We start from the raw sequence: 16,366 nt of genomic DNA, 5'->3' as shown, positions 1-16,366 counted from the left end.
CTCCCTATTCGATCCCCATCATCTTCTTGAGCGCGGCCTTGTCGGTCTCGCCGCCGGCGAAATCGTCGAAAGCCCGCTCGGTCACCCGGATTATGTGCTGTTCGATGAACGGCGCGCCCTCGGCCGCGCCGTCCTCCGGATGTTTCAGGCAGCACTCCCATTCCAGCACCGCCCAGGAGGCGTAGTCGTACTGCGCCAATTTGGAAAAGATGCCAGCGAAATCGACCTGGCCGTCGCCCAGCGAGCGGAACCGCCCAGCCCGGTCGACCCAGCCCTGATAGCCCGAATAGACGCCCTGGCGCCCGGTCGGGTTGAACTCGGCGTCCTTCACGTGGAAGGCCCTTATATGCTCGTGATAGATGTCGATAAAAGCGAGATAGTCGAGCTGCTGCAGCAGGAAGTGCGACGGGTCGTAATTGATCGCGCAACGCTTGTGGCAGCCGACCGCGTCCAAAAACATCTCGAAGGTCGCGCCGTCGAACACATCCTCGCCCGGATGAATCTCGTAGCCGAGATAAACGCCGTTGTCTTCATAGACGTCGAGGATCGGTTTCCAGCGCCGGCCGAGTTCCGCGAACGCTTCCTCGATCAGCCCGGCCGGGCGCTGCGGCCAGGGATAGAGATAGGGAAAGGCGAGCGCGCCGGTAAACGACACCGACGCGTCGAGCCCGAGATTGCGCGACGCCTTGGCCGCCATCGTCACCTGGTCGACGGCCCATTTCTGGCGTGCTTTCGGATTGTTGTGCACTTCCGGCGGCGCGAACGCGTCGAAGGCGCTGTCATAGGCCGGATGCACGGCGACGAGCTGGCCCTGCAGATGCGTCGACAGCTCCGTCACCTCGACGCCGGCTTCCGCGCAGATGCCCTTGACCTCGTCGCAATAATCCTTCGAGCTCGCCGCCTTCTTGAGATCGAACAGCCGTGCGTCCCAGGTCGGGATCTGGACGCCCCTGTAGCCGAGGCCGGCGGCCCACTTGGCGATCGCCGGCAGCGAATCGAACGGCGCCTCGTCGCCGGCGAACTGCGCGAGAAAAATCGCCGGGCCCTTCATTGTCGTCGGCATGGTCTCCTCCCTGTTGGCTGATCGTACCGGGACGTCGCCCAGCCACGACCCCTCCTCCCGGCAGAGCAATTGTCCAGTCGCGCCGGTTTCGAGAGTCCCATTGCCACGACTGGACATTACCCCGCTCGCATTTTTGGTATTACCAGTATTTCCGTCCGGGTCAAGATGCGCGGGCCGGGCCAGTTTTCCCTTTCGGAACGCCGTTTGATTTTCTTAGTCCATATTTTCCATATAGTTACAGCATATGCGCGGCTCGCAACCGCACATGCTTGCGACCGGTTTCGAAATCCGCTAGAAAAACATCAACGCCAGATTGGTCCAACCAGTTTGCCAGTCGGGTCGTTTCGAGGGACGAGAGCGTGTGCCCGTGGCGGCGGCGCTCGCAAGCGATTTTGGAGAAGGACCGACCATGCACCTTTCGACGCATAACTGGATGCGCGCCGAGCCGCTCGAGCGCACGCTCGCCCGGATCAAGAAATTCGGTTACGAATCGATCGAGATTTCCGGCGAACCCACCCAGTACGACACCAAGGAAACGCGGGCCCTGCTCAAGGAGCACGGCATCCGCTGCTGGGGCGCGGTGACGCTGACGCTCGGCGAGCGCAATCTCGCCGCCAAGGATCCGGCCCAGCGCGCCGCCTCGGTCGACTACGTCAAGAGCGTGATCACCATGGTCAACGAGCTCGAGGGCGAGATGATCACCCTGGTGCCGTGCACCGTCGGCAAGGTGGTCCCCGACGCCACGGAGGAAGAGGAGTGGCGATGGGTGGTCGAATCGACCAAGGAATGTTTCGAACACGCAAAGAAGAAGGGCGTGCGCATCGCCGTCGAGCCGCTGAACCGGTTCGAAACCTATCTGTTCAACCGCTGCGCCCAGGCGCTGGCGCTTGCCGACGCGGTCAGCCCCGAATGCGGGGTCTGCCTCGACGCCTTCCATCTCAACATCGAGGAAGCCGACATCTATGACGCGATCCGGCTTGCCGGCGACCGGTTGTTCGACTTCCACGTCGCCGACAACAACCGCTTCGCGGCCGGGTTGGGTCATCTCGATTGGGCCAAGATCGTCGCCACGTTGAAGGACATCGGCTATGACGGCGCGCTGACGAACGAATTCGTCGCGCCCGTCGACCGCACGCCTGCCGCGATCTATCCCGACATGGTCGACCGTGATCCGAGCGACATCCCGCCCGAGCAACTTAAATTCATCCAGGACCACGGATCGAGCGTGCTGACGGAGGCATTTTATGCCGACCAGATGCGCATTACGGCGGAAACCATCCTGCCCCTGATCCGCTAGGATCGGGACGGGTACGGCCGTTCCCGCCGCGAATGCGGGAACGGCACGGGGAACAAGATGCGTATAGCGCGTATTGAAGCTTGGTGGGTGCGCGTCCCCATCGAAAGGAAGAACCAGCACCGAAGCGATTTCGGACAGATCGCGACGTTCGATGCCGCTATCGTTCGGGTGGAAACCGAATGCGGCATCGTCGGCTGGGGCGAAGGCAAGAACGCCGCCGGCAGCGCCGGCGAATATGCCGCGCTGGTGCATCTGATCAACCGCGAGGTCGCGCCGGTGTTGATCGGCCGCGATCCGCGCGAGCCGGGCGTGATCTGGGAAGCGCTTTATAACGGCGTGCGTCACCGGACCGCCGCCAGCGCCGGCCACGCCATGCCGCAACTGGCCCGCCGCGGCCACACGCTGGCCGCGATCAGCGCCATCGACATCGCGCTGTGGGACATTTTGGGCAAGCATCTGGGCGCGCCGGTGTGGCGGCTTCTGGGCGGACGCAAGGCCGACAAGCTGCCCGCCTATGCCTCCGGCGGCTGGGCGGGTGTCGATACGATCGGCGACCAGCTTTCGTCCTATGTCGAAAAAGGCGGCTTTCGCGCGGTGAAAATGCGGGTCGGTGCACTCGACGGCCCGCCGCACGTCTCGGCCGCGCGCGTGAGCGCCGCCCGGGCGGCACTCGGCCCCGGCATCGACATCATGGTCGATGCGCATGGCACCTTCAATGTCGGCGACGCCAAGCGTTTCGCCGCCCTGGTTGCGGATCAGGACGTCGCCTGGTTCGAGGAACCGGTGATCGCCGACGACAAGCGCGGCATGGCCGAGATACGCGCGGCCTGCTCGATCCCGATCGCCGCCGGCGAGAGCGAGGCGACGCGGTTCGCCTTCCGCGATCTCGCCGTGCTACGCGCCGCCGACATCTTCCAGCCCGACCTCGGCTATTGCGGCGGCATCAGCGAGGGCTGGAAGATCGCCGCGATCGCCTCCAGTTTCAATCTGCGTCTCGCCCCGCATCTGTGGGCCGGCGCACCGTGCTTCTTTGCCGGCCTGCATCTATGTGCCGCATCGCCGGCAAGCTTCATCATCGAATATTCGCTGGGCGCCAATCCGATGATACACGACCTCGTCGAGGAGACGATTTCCGTGCAAGACGGCATGATCGACGTTCCGGACCGGCCCGGCCTCGGTTTTACCATCTCGGAGGACTATGTGAGAAAACACGCGGTGGACTGAATGGAATGACCGAAAAAAGCCTGCTCTCCGACCTGGCCGCTTACCTGTTTGCCCATACCGACAAGCAGAGCGCGCGCACGCCCTCCGAGCGTGAGCTCGCCGAGCATTTTAGCGTCAGCCGCGGCCAGATCCGCGAGGCGCTGGCCATCCTCGAGGCCATGCAGATCGTGGAGCGGCGGGCGAAATCCGGTATCTATCTGACCCAGAGCCGGGCGAGCGTCGAGGCGCTGGCGCTGTTTGCCCGCGCCGGGCTGCCGCTTGACCCTGTGCAGATCTACGAGGCGGTGGAACTGCGCAAGATCCACGAGATCAAGGCCTCTGAACTCGCCTGCGAGCGTGCCACGGAAGAAAACTATCAGGCGCTGCGCGCCGTGCTCGACCGCTCCGAAAAGCGGCTGGCGGCGGGCGAATCGCTCAACAAGGAAGATCGCGACTTCCATCTCGAGATCGTCCGCGCGACCAAGAACAGCGTGTTTTACCGTGTGTGCAGCGTCTATTACGTGATGGGCGAAGCCAGGCTGCCGGTCTATTTCAGCGATCCCGAGCGGGGCCGGAAATCCCATGCCGAGCATCTGCAGATTTTCGACGCGCTGGTGCGCCGCGACGGCAATCTCGCCCAGGCGCTGATGAGCGCGCATCTGCAGGGCGCGGAAAGCTACTGGAAGGGTTTGATCGAGCGCGGCACGACGGTGGGCGGATCGGGACCGGCCAATCCCGATCCGCGGCTCGAGAATGTCTGACAATAGCCCTCTGGTCTTATCCACCCACCCGCTGCATCCGCAGGCCGAGGCCAAGCTCAATGGCGCCGCCAGGCTGACAATCGCCTCCGCCCTCGACGCCGATACGCTCGCCCGCGAAGCTGAGGCGGCCGAAATCGTCATCGTGCGCGCGCCTCTGCCCGCATCGCTGTTCGAACGGGCGACCAGGCTGCGCGCGGCGGTGCGCCATGGCGCCGGGCTCGACATGATCCCGGTCGAGGCGGCAACCGCAGCCGGCGTGCTGGTCGCCAACGTCCCCGGCGTCAACGCCCGCACTGTCGCCGAGCATGTTTTATTTGTGGCCATGGCGCTGTTGCGCCGCTTCCGCATGGTCGACCGCGACCTGCGCCAGAAAGGCTGGCTCGCCGGCCGGGCCCACGCCGTTGCCACCAACGAACTCTTCGGCCGTACGATCGGCATTGTCGGCATGGGCAATATCGGCCGCACCGTGGCCGATATCGCCACCCGAGGCTTCGGCCTCGACGTGATCGCCAACAGTCGCAATCCGCGCTCCGTCCCCGACACCATTCCCTATCGCGAAATCGACGCGCTGGTGGCCGAAAGCGATATCGTGGTGCTGTGCTGTCCGCTGACGGACGAGACCCGCGGTCTGATCGATGCAAGGCGCCTTGCGCGCATGAAACGCCAGGCCATCCTCATCAACGTTGCCCGCGGACCGGTCATCGACGAGGCCGCGCTGGTGGCCGCGCTGCAAAAAGAGCGGATTGGCGGTGCGGCGCTCGACGTCTTCGACACCCAGCCTTTGCCCGCCGATCATCCGCTCCTGGCGCTCGACAACGTGGTGCTGACGCCGCACATGGCCGGCATCACCGAGGAAAGCATGGCCCGCATGGGCCTCGGCGCGGTCGAGGAGTGCCTGCGTGTGCTGGCCGGCGAACTGCCGGTCAATTTCTGCAACCCGGATGTCGAGCCGCGCTACCGTTCCCGCTTTCCGCGCGCGTGAGACGAACCTTTTCGCTGGCCGCCGGCAACGAGCTCCGCAGCCTGCCGCGGCGCGCGAAGTCCTACGAGGCGTGGCGCAGGCTGAGACCGGAAACGCGATCGAACAGATGGACCTTGTCGGGGTCCCAGGCGAAACGAACCTGTTCGTCATAGCCGACCCTGGTCTGCGCCGACACCGTCGCGCGCAGCACGGAAGCGCCGGCATGCAGGGTCAGGATCTTCTCCACGCCATGGTCCTCGATGTCGTGGATCGTGGCTGCGCCCGGCGCGCCGGCGGCAAGCCGCACATCCTCGGGGCGGATGCCGAAGGTGAGGTCGCGGCCGGCAACCGAACCGTTGAGCTCTCCGGCGAGCGGCAGCGTCTGGCCGGCGCGCGACAAGGCGGCGGCGCCGTCCTCAACCTTGCCGTCGAGTAGGTTCATCGGCGGTGAGCCGACCGCGCGGGCGACAAACGTGTTGCGCGGACGGCTGTAGATGTCCTGTGGCGTGCCGACCTGGACCAGACGCCCCTCGTTGAGCACGCCGATCTTGTCGCCCATCGACATCGCTTCGACCTGGTCGTGGGTGACGAACAGGAAGGTCGCGCCCAGATTCATCTGCAGGTTCTTCAACTGCGTGCGCAGCGCCTCGCGCAGCTTGGCGTCGAGCGCCGACAGCGGCTCGTCCATCAGGAACACGCGCGGCTCGCGCACGATGGCGCGCCCGATCGACACGCGCTGCATCTCGCCGCCCGACAGGCGGTCGGTCTTGCGCTCGAGCAGGTGTTCGATCCGCAATACCTTGGCGACCCGCGCCACTTTTTCGTCGATTTCAGCGCGCGGCGTGGCGCGAATCTTCGATTTCAGCGGAAATTCGAGATTTTCGCGCACGGTATAGCGCGGATAAAGCGAATATTGCTGCAGCACCAGCGCGACATCGCGCTCGGCCGGACCCCAATCGTTCACCCGTTCGCCGTCGATGAGCACCTCGCCCGTCGTGGGTGCTTCGAGGCCGGCGATCACGCGCAGCGTGGTGGTCTTGCCGGCACCGGTCTCGCCGAGCAGGACGAAAAATTCGCCGTCGGCGATCTCCACATCGAGATTCTTCAGCGCCGCGTGGCTACCGAATTTCTTGCTGATGTTCTTGAGCTGGATATGGGCCATGGGTGTTATCCGTCTTCGCGTGCGGCGGCGCCGGTGGTCGTGGCGGGAAGGAGGGCGCGCCCGTTCACAGCCGCACGCCCAGCGAGTTGCCCGAGACGGCGTCGAAGAAATGGGCCTGGGCCGGGTCGATACGGGCAAACACCTGCCGGCCCGGACCGCCGACGAAGCCGCTGCGGGTGCGGGCGCGCAGATAGTCGTCGCCGACCTGAAGGTCTACAATGTCGTGCGACCCCAACGGCTCGATCAGATGCGCCTCCAGCGGCAGATAGCCGTCGCGCGGCTCGAGCGAAACGTCGATCCCCTCCGGCCGGATGCCGAGCTTGAGGCCGTCCGCGCCGGCCCGCGCCGATTGAAGATGCGACAGGAGCGCGTCCGGAAAGGCAAACCCCTTTTGCGAGCCCGGCGGCACCACTTCCGCCCCGCCATCGGCATCCGCAACCCGGATATCGGTGACGTTCATCACCGGACTGCCGACGAATTGCGCCACGAACAGGTTGGCGGGGTTGGAGTAGACCTCCTGCGGGCTGCCGACCTGCTGCAGGATGCCCTCGTGCATGATCACGATCCGGTCGGCGAGCGCCATCGCCTCGATCTGGTCGTGGGTGACGTAGACGGTGGTCGATCCCTGCTCCAGATGCAGGCGCTTGATCTCCGCGCGCATCTCCTCGCGCAGCTTGGCGTCGAGCGCTCCGATCGGCTCATCCATCAGGATCGCCTTCGGCCGGCGCACCAGCGCCCGGCCGATCGCGACCCGCTGCATGTCGCCGCCCGACAGCGCCGACGGCCGTTTCGACAGCAGATCGGTGATACGCAACACTTTCGCGACGCTTTGGACCTCGCTCTCGATCTCGGTGCGGCCGTGGCCCATCGCGCGGAGCGGAAAGGCGATGTTTTCGAACACCGTCATATGCGGATAGAGCGAGAACGACTGGAACACGAAAGCGATGTCGCGATGCGCCGCCTTGACGTCCTGCACGACCTTGCCGTCGATCAGGATATCGCCCTCGTCGATCGTCTCCAGCCCGGCAATGGCGCGCAGCGTCGTCGTCTTGCCGCAGCCGGACTGGCCCAGAAGCACGATGAATTCGCCGCTCTCGATGTCGAGGTTCAAGTCCTTGATGACCTGCACCTCGCCAAAGAATTTCTGCACCCCGCGAAGTTCGATCTGGGTCATGCCTTGCCCTCGCGATGGTCGGAAACATCGAATACCCGCTCGGCATCCGCCTCCTCGGCGTCCGCCTCGCCGGGACCGATATGGGTCGTGATGATGAAACCGATCAGCCCGGCAATGATGATCGTCAGCCCGTAGCGGTGTAGAAACAGGTTCCAGGGCTGGCACAGGGCCACCATGCCCAGGATCATCACCGTCTGCGAGGCCGGCTGCAAAAATTTCTGGTTGATCTCGCGAAAGCTCATTTGCGGATCGCTCCGAACGACATGCCGCGCAGCAGGTGATTGCGAAGCAGGAAGGTGAAGATGGCGACCGGCAGCAGGAACAGCACCGTGCCGGCCGCGATCACGGTCCAGTCTGGCAGGCCCGAGCCGATCTGGCTGGGAATGAAGGGCGGTGCGGTCTGCGCCCGGCGGTTGGTCATGATCAGCGCGAAGGCGTATTCGTTCCACGCGATGATGAAGCAGAATACCGCCGTGGCCGCGATGCCGGTGGCCGCCTCCGGCAGCACCACCTTGAAGAAGGCCTGCAGCCGCGTATAGCCGTCGACCAGCGCCGCCTCCTCGTATTCGCGCGGGATCTCGTCGATGAAACCTTTCATCAGCCAGACCGAAAACGACAGGTTGAAGGCCGTGTAGAGGATGATCAGCCCGACATGGGTGTCGGTCAGCCCGAACACCCGGTACATCAAAAACATCGGGATCGCGACGACGACCGGCGGCAGCATGCGCGTCGACAGGATGAAGAACAGCCAGTCCTGCTCGCCGGCCACCTTGAAGCGGGAAAACCCGTAGGCCGTCAGCGTGCCCATGCCGACCGCCAGCACGGTGGAGGATATGGCGATGATCAGCGAGTTCATGAAGCGGTCCGGATAGGCCGACCAGCGTACCTCGCCGGTTCCAGAGCGCACCACTTTTTCGCCGCCGTCGAACACCATCTGCTCCCACCAGGGGGCCGCGGCATATTCTTCCTCGCTCGGCGCCGCGCGCAATTGCGAGCGCCGCAGAAAGAGCTTCACAAAGGGCGATACTTCCGGCTCGAACATCACCGTGGGCGGCACGGTGGTGGCCAGGTTGCGCGGCTTGAAGGCCGTCGCCGTGATCCAGTAGATCGGCGCCAGGAAGATCAGCGTCACCAGAAGGACGCTGACGATCGCCAGGCGATTGAGCGTGCGCTCGGCCGGGGTGCGGACTGCAGCCATTCTAGCGCTCCTTCACCTTGTTCAGATATTTGACGTAGATATTGGTGATCGCCACCACCACGATCAGCATGATGTAGGCGAGCGCGCAGGAGCGTCCCGTCTGCCATTCCTGGAACGCCATCTTGTAAAGCCGGATCGACAGCACCTCGGTCGTCGGCTGGCTGGTCAGGATATAGGCCAGGTCGAAGGTCTTGAACGCTTCCATGGTGCGAAAGATGATCGCGATCATCAGGATCGGCGCCACCAGCGGCAGGGTGATGCGGAAGAATGTGTAGAGCGAGCCGGCCCGGTCGATCGCCGCCGCTTCGTAAAGATGCTTCGGCACCGCCGAAAGCCCGGCCAGCGACAGAAGCATGACGAAGGGCGACCACATCCAGATATCGGTGATGGCCACGGCGTAAAGCGCCATGTCGGGATTGGCGAGCCACTCGAACGTGCCGAGCCCGAGCGCATAGTTGATGATGCCGAACGAGGGATCGTAAAGCAGTTTCCAGAACAGGCCGACCACCGCCATCGACAGCATCATCGGCAAAAGCAGCAGCGTGGTGATGAGGCCCTTATAGGGAATGTCGCGATTGAGCAGCAGCGCCACGCCGAAACCGACGATCACCTGGCCGGCGACCGAGACGATGACGTATTTGGCGGTGATGACGAAATTGTTCCAGATGAACGGGTCGTTCAACAGCTCGCGATAATTCTGCAGACCGACAAAATTGGCCGCTGCATTGGTCGAGGCGCGGAAGTCGGTGAAGGAATAATACAGCGAATAAAGCAGCGGGAAGATGTTGAAGACGATCAGGAACAGGATCGTCGGGATGATGAACAGGTTGCGGATCGACAGATCGCTCAGTCCGCGCTTGGCCGCATGCGATTGCGGGTCCAGTCTGGTTATGACGTCGGTCGTCAAGACGCTCCTCCCCTGAGAGCATGATCAAAGCGGGCCGGCACGGTCGCCGGACGAAACAGGACGTTTCGCCGTGATGCACGGCCTGGCCGCGGTGGTCGCGGAACGATTTGCCTGCGTGTCGTCCGTTTGCGAGGCGCGCTCGGTCGCTCGAGAACCTGCGATCCTCGAAAGCGGACGTCGGTGAGGTGCGGAAGGGGCGCCTGGCCCCTCCCGCCATATCGGCTATTTCAGTCGGTCGTACTTCTTGAAGGTGTCGGTCCAATCCGTCGCCAGCGCGTCGAGCGCCTCCTTGGCGGTGCCTTCGCCACCAACGATATAAGGGTAGATGCGCTGGTTGATCTGCTGCAGCAGCTCGGCGAATTCCGGTACCGCCCAGAAATCCTTCACCTTGAACATCGTCTGGTAGAAGGCCTCGTTATAGGGCGTTGCGTTGCGGAACTCCTCCGATTCAAGCGTCTTGGCGTGGCAGGTATAGCCGCCCAGTTCCGCCCAGCGCTTCTGCACGTCGGCGCGGATGAACCACTCCAGGAACTTCATCGCCTCGTCCTTGTTCTGGGAATAGGAAACGATGGAGATCCCCTGCCCGCCGAGCGCGGCGAACTGGTCGCCACCCGGTCCGGCCGGATTGGCGAAGAAGCCGGTATTCTTGGCGTGCGGGTTGGTCGCCTCGTTGAGCAGCGCCGGGAAGAAAGCGAAATAGTTCATGCTCATCGCGGCCAGGCCCTCGGTGATCGCCTGGTTGTTTTCCACGAAGAAGGTCTTCGCCCAGCCCGGAGGCGTGAACTGGTAGAGTTCCTTGTAGGCTTCCAGCGCGGCGACCGCCTTGTCGGAATTGATGTAACCGTCGACCTCGTAGGTCTCGTAATTGCCGAGTTCCCCGCCGTAGCTGAAGATGGCGTTTTCCACGCCCATCACCAGCGCGTCGTAGGAATTATCCGTATAGATCGCCACGCCGTAGCGCTTTTCGTCGGGGCGATGGAAAAATTCGGCGATGTCGCGAAGCTGCTTCCAATCCTTCGGCGGCGCGAGATCGTAGCCGTATTTCGCCTTGAAGGCCTCCATCTCCTTCGGGTCCTCGAACCAGTCCTTGCGATAGGACCAGCCGACGGCGTCGCCTTCGAGCGGGATCGCCCAGTATTTACCGCTGTTGCCGGGATATTCGGCGTAATATTTCACCGTCGCCGGGGCCATCACCTCGCCGAGATTGTGCTCCTTGAAGAAATCGCTCAAATCGACATAGTGGCCGCCGGTCGAGCCCGCGCCGAGCCACTGCGAATCGCCCACGACCAGGTCGTAGGCATCGCCACGCGCATTGAATTCGGTAAAGGCCTTGGTCTGGAAATCCGACCATGGTGTCGTCTCGACCGTCACCCGAACGCCGGTTTCGGTCTCATATTCGTTGACGAGTTCCTGCAAATAGTTGGCCGGATCCCACTCCGCCCAGAAGATGGTCAGTTCCTGCGCCAGCACCGACGTGCCGCTGGCGAGCATAAGGCCTATGCCGGCTGCGATGCCGGCGATTTTTCTTCGCATGATCTTGCTCCTCCCTGTTGCGCCGTTTGACGCGTCGCCGCCGTCGCGGGCCGACTACGTCTGGCCCGGCTGCCGCGTCGCCTTTTGCCGGCAACCTCCACATGCCGGCATAGTCGCCAACGACCCGCCAGCAGCCAAAGCGGTGCGGCGGGCGTCGCTTCCTAAAACTGGTAGTACCAATTGACAGGGGCGGTCAAGCTTCTTTTTCCCCTTTTCGGCACGGCTCTAAACCGTTTTGAAAATCAGCGCCTTATGACGCTTCTATACTGGCTGCCCATCACGCCGTTCCCGCTGTTCCGTTTAGGGATGTGGACGGAAACGCCGAAAACATCCATCTTTGGTAAGACCAGTTATGCCTTATCAGTCGCCTCCGCCGCCATCATGTCGCCCGCTGTCGCGGCGCGCAGCAGCGCCTGGGCCGTCCAGGCCACGATACGGGCGGTCTCGTCGGCGTCGCAGCCCCAGATATCCTTAAGCACCACGAAGGCTTCGACGCCGAAAACCAGCGACAGCGCCTTGGCGAGACGGTCGAACTCGGCATCCGGCAGATCGCCCGCCAGCGGGCTCAGCGCATCGCGCAGCAAGGCGACCCGGTGGCCGCGACGAAACCGGGTTTCGTCGTCAGGCCGGCCGGCCTGTGACGGTTCGCGCTGGTCGAGCGCCAGTTTCAGCGCGGCCCGGAACGTGGCCTCGAACTCGTCCATGCGCGGCCATGACGACGCGAACAGATCGCGGACGCGCTCTGCGGGGTCGTTCGCCTCGCAACGCCAGTCGAGGATCGGGCCGAGCGCCCGGTCGACCACCGTGCCGACCAGAGCGGCCTGGCTGGGAAAATAACGATAGGCGGTGGCGCGCGATACTTCGGCCTCCTCCGCCACCTCGGCGACGGAGGGCACGATGCCGGCCTGCATCATCCGTACCGCGGTTTCGATCATCAACCGCCGTGTCCTGGCCCGCGGACCCTTTTCCGGTTCGGCGGTGGGATTTGCGGCTTGATTTGAGATATTCATATCATTACGATACGCTCGTCTCAAATTTTACGCAACCGGCACGTCATCCGTGCGCAACGATCACGGCCAAACAGGCATGAAACGGGTTTATGTCGTCGGCACGGCCGACACTAAAGGCGCCGAACTGGCCTATCTCGCCGCACAAATCGCGGCCTGCGGCGCGGCTGTGACCGTGGTGGACCTGGGAACCAGCGGCAGAGCCGATGCATCGGCCTTTGCAGGCGTTGATTTCGTGCCCGCCTCCGAAATTGCCACCCATGGCGGCGGCGCGACGCTGCAGGCGGTGGCCGCGTCGGACCGCGGCAGCGCCGTTGCCGCCATGACGGAGGCGTTTTGCGGCTTCGTGACAACCCGCACCGACATTGCCGGCATGATCGGCATCGGCGGCGGCGGCGGCACGGTGATGGCGACGGCGGGCATGCGCGCCCTGCCGATCGGCCTGCCCAAGCTCATGGTCTCCACGCTGGCCTCGGGCGACGTGGCGCCCTATGTCGACGTGTCCGACATCATCATGATGCCGTCGATCACCGACATGGCCGGCCTCAACCGCATCAGCCGCGTCATCCTGGACAACGCCGCCCGGGCGATCGCCGCGATGGCCACGCAGCCGGCCGCACCGGCAGACGACCGGCCTGCCGTCGGGCTGACCATGTTCGGCGTCACCACCGCCTGCGTGACCGCCGTCGTCGAGACGCTGAAGTCGTCGCGCGACTGCCTGGTTTTCCACGCCACCGGCACCGGCGGGCGCACGATGGAAACGCTTGCCGCCTCCGGCATGTTGGAAGGCATGCTCGACGTCACCACCACGGAGATCTGCGACTTGCTGGTCGGCGGGGTGCTGCCGGCGCGCGACGACCGGCTCGACGTGGTGGCGACAACAGGACTGCCTTATGTCGGCTCGCTCGGCGCGCTCGACATGGTCAATTTCTGGGCGCCCGACACCGTGCCGGCCGCGTTCGAAGGCCGCACCTTCTACGAGCACAACCCCAACGTCACGCTGATGCGCACCACAAAAGACGAATGCCGGCGCATCGGCGCCTGGATCGGCAACAAACTCAATGCCTGCCCGGGCCCGGTTCGCATCCTGATCCCGGAAAAGGGCGTCTCCGCGCTCGACGTCGAGGGCGGCCCGTTCTTCGATCCGCATGCCGACGCGGTACTGTTCGACACACTCGAAAACACCGTCGAATGGACGCAAAACCGCCGGCTGCAACGCCTGCCGCTGCATATCAACGACCCCGCCTTTGCCGCCGCGCTCGCCGAGGCCTATCGCGAAATCACCGCCAAGAAGGGCAAATGATGCCAGCCATTCCCCGCCGCCAGATTCTTCGACGCCTACACGACATGGTCAGCCGGCGCATTCCCATCGTCGGGGGCGGCGCCGGCACCGGTCTGTCGGCCAAGGGCGAGGAGGATGGCGGCATCGACCTGATTATCATCTACAATTCCGGCCGCTACCGCATGGCCGGACGCGGCTCGGCGGCCGGGCTGCTCGCCTATGGCAACGCCAACGAGATCGTCAAGGAGATGGCGGTCGAGGTGCTGCCGGTTGTCAAGAAGACGCCGGTTCTGGCCGGCGTCAACGGCACCGATCCTTTCGTGCTGATGCCGCAATTTCTGGCCGAACTGCGCGCGATGGGCTTTTCCGGGGTGCAGAATTTCCCCACTGTCGGCCTGTTCGACGGCGTCATGCGGCAGAGTTTCGAGGAAACCGGCATGGGGTACGGGCTTGAGGTCGACATGATCGCCCAGGCGGCCGCGCTCGACCTTTTGACCACGCCCTACGTGTTCAATCCCGACGAGGCCGACGCCATGACCAGGGCCGGCGCCGACATCATCGTTGCCCATATGGGCGTGACCACCGGCGGCTCGATCGGCGCGACATCGGCCAAGTCGCTCGACGCCTGCGTGGCCGAGATCGACGCCATCGCCGCGGCCGCGCGCGCCGTGCGCGACGACGTCATCGTGCTGTGCCACGGCGGCCCGATCGCAATGCCGGACGACGCCGAATACGTGCTCGGCAAAGCCCAGTCCTGCCACGGGTTCTACGGCGCCAGTTCGATGGAGCGGCTGCCGGTGGAAACCGCGCTGGCCGAGCAGACACGCAGGTTCAAGGCAATCACGTTCGACCGCTGAGGCGGCCCGGTGGGAGGAAAACGATGATCAAGGTCCGCACATCAACCGTCATCGACGCGCCGATCGAAGCCGTCTGGGCGCTGGCGTCCGATTTCAACGGCCTGCCGGCCTGGCATCCGGCCGCCGCCGAAAGCCATATTGAAGCGGGCAAGGCGAACAACGAAATCGGCTGCGTGCGCAATTTTGCCCTCAAGGACGGCTCCGGCCGCGTGCGCGAAACGCTGCTGGCCGCCTCCTCGATCGACCATACGATCATTTACGACATGGTGGGCGGCCCCCTGCCCTTCCTCGACTATGTTTCCGTGCTCCGCTTCGAGCCGGTTACCGACGGCGATCGCACCTTCGCCGTGTGGACGGCCGAATTCCGGGCAGGCGACGGCGAGCCGGACAAATGGGGGCCCTTCGTACGCGACGAGGTCTTCCTTGGCGGCCTCAAAGCGCTCGAACGGACGGTCAAGGCCCGGTAGGGCTGTCATCGCCAGCGCCGCCACAATACTGGACAAAAAAGTTCAGGTATTTTTCGCTTTGCCCTAGCGTCCGATTTGGAATCCTTCTAAACAAGGGGAGGACAAGCCGCGTACCGGCGGCGATCCCGAAGAGGACGATCATGAGGCTTACCCGTCAGACCAACTACGCTGTGCGTATCCTGATGTATTGCGCGGCCAATGACGGCCAGCTCAGCCGTATCCCCGAAATCGCCGCAGCCTATACGGTGTCGGAACTGTTTTTGTTCAAGATCCTGCAGCCCTTGGTAGAGCACAAGCTGGTCACCACGGTGCGCGGCCGCAAGGGCGGCGTCAAACTCGCCAGGCCGGCCGAGGAGATCACCTTGTTCGACGTCGTGCGCGTCACCGAGGAAAGTTTCGCCATGGCCGAGTGTTTCGAAAACGACACGGCCGACTGTCCGCTAATTGACTCCTGCGCCCTCAACAGCGCCCTGCGCGAGGCGCTCGGTGCGTTTTTCGAGGTTCTGGGGCGCCACAGCATCGCCGATCTGGTCAACGACAGCCCCGCCATGCAGGTCAGGCTGGGCATCGCGCTGCCCGAAGTGCGCGCCGCCATCAACTGATCCGCGTTTCCGCGTCGCAGCCAAGAACAACCAACGCGCGTCCGAAAATAGCCGGCGAGTGAACGAACGGCCCGTCCTATGCCGACCCGTCGAATTGCTTACAGCGAGGCGGCGTGCGGCAATACATAAGGCAGGCCCGCCTCCGGCGGCACGCAGACCCTGAGCTCACACTCGAACACACGCGACATCAGCCCGTCGCTCAGCACGTCTTGCGGCGTGCCGGTCGCGGCCACGCGCCCGCGATGCATGACGACGATCCGGTCGGCGAACATCGCGGCCAGGTTGAGGTCGTGCAGAATGGCGATCACCCCGCCGCCGCGTGCCGCAAAGTCGCGCGCGATGCGCATGATGACGAGCTGGTGCTTGATGTCGAGGCTGGAGACGGGTTCGTCCAGGAACAGGTAGCGCGGCCGCCCCTCCAGCACCGGCGCCCAGACCTGGCATAACACGCGCGCGAGCTGGACGCGCTGCTGCTCGCCACCTGAAAGCTCCTGGTAAAAACGGCCGGCGAACCCGTCGAGATCGACCCTGGCGAGCGCCCGTTCGGGCAGGTGTTGCTGTTCGCCGGCCAGTGCGCCGGACCTGCCGCCCGAAAGTCCCAGCCCCACCACCTCGCGCACGGTGAAGGGAAACGACAGGGCCGTCGCCTGCGGCAGGACGGCCCTCATGCCGGCAAGCTGATAGGGTTTCAGGCCCGCCAGGTCGTGACCGTTAATGCCGATCTCGCCCTCATAGGCAAGGTCGGCCGACAACGCCCGCAAAAACGTGGTCTTACCCGATCCGTTCGGCCCGACGATCGCCACCAGCGTACCCGCCGGCGCCTCGAGATCGGCGCCGGAAACGATGCGCTTGCGGCCGATCGAGACCGAAACATTGCGTGCCTTGATCATTG

Annotated in this window: 17 protein-coding genes; 8 read left to right on the top strand and 9 right to left on the bottom strand. The window is 64.2% G+C overall.

All coding sequences use genetic code 11. The annotated features are described in order from the left end of the window. Positions 1-4: 4 nt before the first annotated feature. A complete protein-coding gene (locus GN330_RS09080) occupies positions 5-1,063 on the bottom strand; it encodes a sugar phosphate isomerase/epimerase family protein (RefSeq protein WP_156712364.1) in 1,059 nt (352 codons plus the stop codon). Positions 1,064-1,472: 409 nt separating this feature from the next. On the opposite strand from GN330_RS09080, the gene GN330_RS09075 reads away from it, so the two are divergent. Genes GN330_RS09075 through GN330_RS09060 form a run of 4 tightly spaced genes read left to right on the top strand, consistent with a single transcriptional unit; the run spans position 1,473 to position 5,306 of the window. After that, positions 1,473-2,360: a sugar phosphate isomerase/epimerase family protein gene (locus GN330_RS09075; RefSeq protein WP_156712363.1), complete on the top strand. Its 888-nt coding sequence runs from the start codon at positions 1,473-1,475 to the stop codon at positions 2,358-2,360. 57 nt (positions 2,361-2,417) lie between these two features. Beyond that, entirely contained in the window at positions 2,418-3,584 is a 1,167-nt protein-coding gene (locus tag GN330_RS09070) for a mandelate racemase/muconate lactonizing enzyme family protein (protein WP_156712362.1), read from the top strand. Between the two features lie 5 nt (positions 3,585-3,589). Continuing rightward, on the top strand, positions 3,590-4,324 hold the full coding sequence (locus tag GN330_RS09065) for a FadR/GntR family transcriptional regulator (protein ID WP_156712361.1): 735 nt from the start codon (positions 3,590-3,592) through the stop codon (positions 4,322-4,324). Next, entirely contained in the window at positions 4,317-5,306 is a 990-nt protein-coding gene (locus tag GN330_RS09060; RefSeq protein ID WP_156712360.1) for an NAD(P)-dependent oxidoreductase, read from the top strand. The genes GN330_RS09065 and GN330_RS09060 overlap by 8 nt, the downstream gene beginning before the upstream one ends. A gap of 61 nt (positions 5,307-5,367) precedes the next feature. Here GN330_RS09060 and GN330_RS09055 read toward each other — a convergent pair whose 3' ends face one another. The 7 genes from GN330_RS09055 to GN330_RS09025 form a co-directional block, all read right to left on the bottom strand. Further along, positions 5,368-6,447 (bottom strand): ABC transporter ATP-binding protein, encoded by a 1,080-nt coding sequence (locus GN330_RS09055; RefSeq protein ID WP_156712359.1) that lies wholly within the window; start codon positions 6,445-6,447, stop codon positions 5,368-5,370. Positions 6,448-6,511: 64 nt separating this feature from the next. Then, a complete protein-coding gene (locus GN330_RS09050) occupies positions 6,512-7,621 on the bottom strand; it encodes an ABC transporter ATP-binding protein (RefSeq protein ID WP_156712358.1) in 1,110 nt (369 codons plus the stop codon). Next, the gene (locus tag GN330_RS09045; RefSeq protein ID WP_156712357.1) at positions 7,618-7,863 is read right to left on the bottom strand and encodes a hypothetical protein; all 246 of its coding nucleotides are present in this window, start codon (positions 7,861-7,863) and stop codon (positions 7,618-7,620) included. The genes GN330_RS09050 and GN330_RS09045 overlap by 4 nt, the downstream gene beginning before the upstream one ends. Then, complete coding sequence (locus GN330_RS09040; protein WP_156712356.1) at positions 7,860-8,819, bottom strand: carbohydrate ABC transporter permease; 960 nt, start codon at positions 8,817-8,819, stop codon at positions 7,860-7,862. Before GN330_RS09040 ends, GN330_RS09045 begins: the two co-directional genes overlap by 4 nt. A gap of 1 nt (position 8,820) precedes the next feature. Then, positions 8,821-9,726 carry a carbohydrate ABC transporter permease gene (locus GN330_RS09035; protein WP_156712355.1) on the bottom strand — a complete coding sequence of 302 codons (906 nt, stop codon included), beginning with the start codon at positions 9,724-9,726 and terminating at the stop codon, positions 8,821-8,823. Between the two features lie 222 nt (positions 9,727-9,948). After that, positions 9,949-11,259: an ABC transporter substrate-binding protein gene (locus tag GN330_RS09030; protein WP_156712354.1), complete on the bottom strand. Its 1,311-nt coding sequence runs from the start codon at positions 11,257-11,259 to the stop codon at positions 9,949-9,951. A 350-nt stretch (positions 11,260-11,609) separates the two neighbouring features. Next, a complete protein-coding gene (locus tag GN330_RS09025) occupies positions 11,610-12,269 on the bottom strand; it encodes a TetR family transcriptional regulator (protein ID WP_156712353.1) in 660 nt (219 codons plus the stop codon). A 76-nt stretch (positions 12,270-12,345) separates the two neighbouring features. Between GN330_RS09025 and GN330_RS09020 the strand changes: the two genes are divergently transcribed. The 4 genes from GN330_RS09020 (at position 12,346) to rirA (ending at position 15,474) form a co-directional block, all read left to right on the top strand. Continuing rightward, positions 12,346-13,569: a Tm-1-like ATP-binding domain-containing protein gene (locus GN330_RS09020; RefSeq protein ID WP_156712352.1), complete on the top strand. Its 1,224-nt coding sequence runs from the start codon at positions 12,346-12,348 to the stop codon at positions 13,567-13,569. After that, on the top strand, positions 13,569-14,405 hold the full coding sequence (locus GN330_RS09015; protein ID WP_156712351.1) for a phosphoenolpyruvate hydrolase family protein: 837 nt from the start codon (positions 13,569-13,571) through the stop codon (positions 14,403-14,405). The genes GN330_RS09020 and GN330_RS09015 overlap by 1 nt, the downstream gene beginning before the upstream one ends. Before the next feature lie 23 nt (positions 14,406-14,428). Next, positions 14,429-14,872, top strand: a complete 444-nt coding sequence (locus tag GN330_RS09010) for an SRPBCC family protein (RefSeq protein WP_156712350.1) — start codon at positions 14,429-14,431, stop codon at positions 14,870-14,872. 140 nt (positions 14,873-15,012) lie between these two features. Continuing rightward, positions 15,013-15,474, top strand: a complete 462-nt coding sequence (rirA, locus tag GN330_RS09005) for an iron-responsive transcriptional regulator RirA (protein ID WP_156712349.1) — start codon at positions 15,013-15,015, stop codon at positions 15,472-15,474. Between the two features lie 98 nt (positions 15,475-15,572). Here the strand turns inward: rirA and GN330_RS09000 are convergent, their stop codons facing one another. Further along, positions 15,573-16,364 (bottom strand): heme ABC transporter ATP-binding protein, encoded by a 792-nt coding sequence (locus GN330_RS09000; RefSeq protein ID WP_156712348.1) that lies wholly within the window; start codon positions 16,362-16,364, stop codon positions 15,573-15,575. Positions 16,365-16,366 lie beyond the last annotated feature (2 nt).

Source organism: Nitratireductor arenosus, from assembly GCF_009742725.1.
GTDB classification, from domain to species: domain Bacteria; phylum Pseudomonadota; class Alphaproteobacteria; order Rhizobiales; family Rhizobiaceae; genus Mangrovimarina; species Mangrovimarina arenosa.
Note: the sequence above shows the minus strand (reverse complement) of the source record. Positions and strands in the feature narration are given on the sequence as shown.

Bases quoted from the DNA above. Each gene is read 5' to 3' on its own strand.
- GN330_RS09020 (WP_156712352.1), top strand. From the start codon at position 12,346: ATGAAACGGGTTTATGTCGTCGGCACGGCCGACACTAAAGGCGCCGAA.
- GN330_RS09000 (WP_156712348.1), bottom strand. From the start codon at position 16,364: ATGATCAAGGCACGCAATGTTTCGGTCTCGATCGGCCGCAAGCGCATC.
- GN330_RS09030 (WP_156712354.1), bottom strand. From the start codon at position 11,259: ATGCGAAGAAAAATCGCCGGCATCGCAGCCGGCATAGGCCTTATGCTC.
- GN330_RS09055 (WP_156712359.1), bottom strand. From the start codon at position 6,447: ATGGCCCATATCCAGCTCAAGAACATCAGCAAGAAATTCGGTAGCCAC.
- GN330_RS09040 (WP_156712356.1), bottom strand. From the start codon at position 8,819: ATGGCTGCAGTCCGCACCCCGGCCGAGCGCACGCTCAATCGCCTGGCG.
- rirA (WP_156712349.1), top strand. From the start codon at position 15,013: ATGAGGCTTACCCGTCAGACCAACTACGCTGTGCGTATCCTGATGTAT.
- GN330_RS09045 (WP_156712357.1), bottom strand. From the start codon at position 7,863: ATGAGCTTTCGCGAGATCAACCAGAAATTTTTGCAGCCGGCCTCGCAG.
- GN330_RS09010 (WP_156712350.1), top strand. From the start codon at position 14,429: ATGATCAAGGTCCGCACATCAACCGTCATCGACGCGCCGATCGAAGCC.
- GN330_RS09050 (WP_156712358.1), bottom strand. From the start codon at position 7,621: ATGACCCAGATCGAACTTCGCGGGGTGCAGAAATTCTTTGGCGAGGTG.
- GN330_RS09025 (WP_156712353.1), bottom strand. From the start codon at position 12,269: ATGAATATCTCAAATCAAGCCGCAAATCCCACCGCCGAACCGGAAAAG.
- GN330_RS09070 (WP_156712362.1), top strand. From the start codon at position 2,418: ATGCGTATAGCGCGTATTGAAGCTTGGTGGGTGCGCGTCCCCATCGAA.
- GN330_RS09015 (WP_156712351.1), top strand. From the start codon at position 13,569: ATGCCAGCCATTCCCCGCCGCCAGATTCTTCGACGCCTACACGACATG.
- GN330_RS09065 (WP_156712361.1), top strand. From the start codon at position 3,590: ATGACCGAAAAAAGCCTGCTCTCCGACCTGGCCGCTTACCTGTTTGCC.
- GN330_RS09060 (WP_156712360.1), top strand. From the start codon at position 4,317: ATGTCTGACAATAGCCCTCTGGTCTTATCCACCCACCCGCTGCATCCG.
- GN330_RS09080 (WP_156712364.1), bottom strand. From the start codon at position 1,063: ATGCCGACGACAATGAAGGGCCCGGCGATTTTTCTCGCGCAGTTCGCC.
- GN330_RS09075 (WP_156712363.1), top strand. From the start codon at position 1,473: ATGCACCTTTCGACGCATAACTGGATGCGCGCCGAGCCGCTCGAGCGC.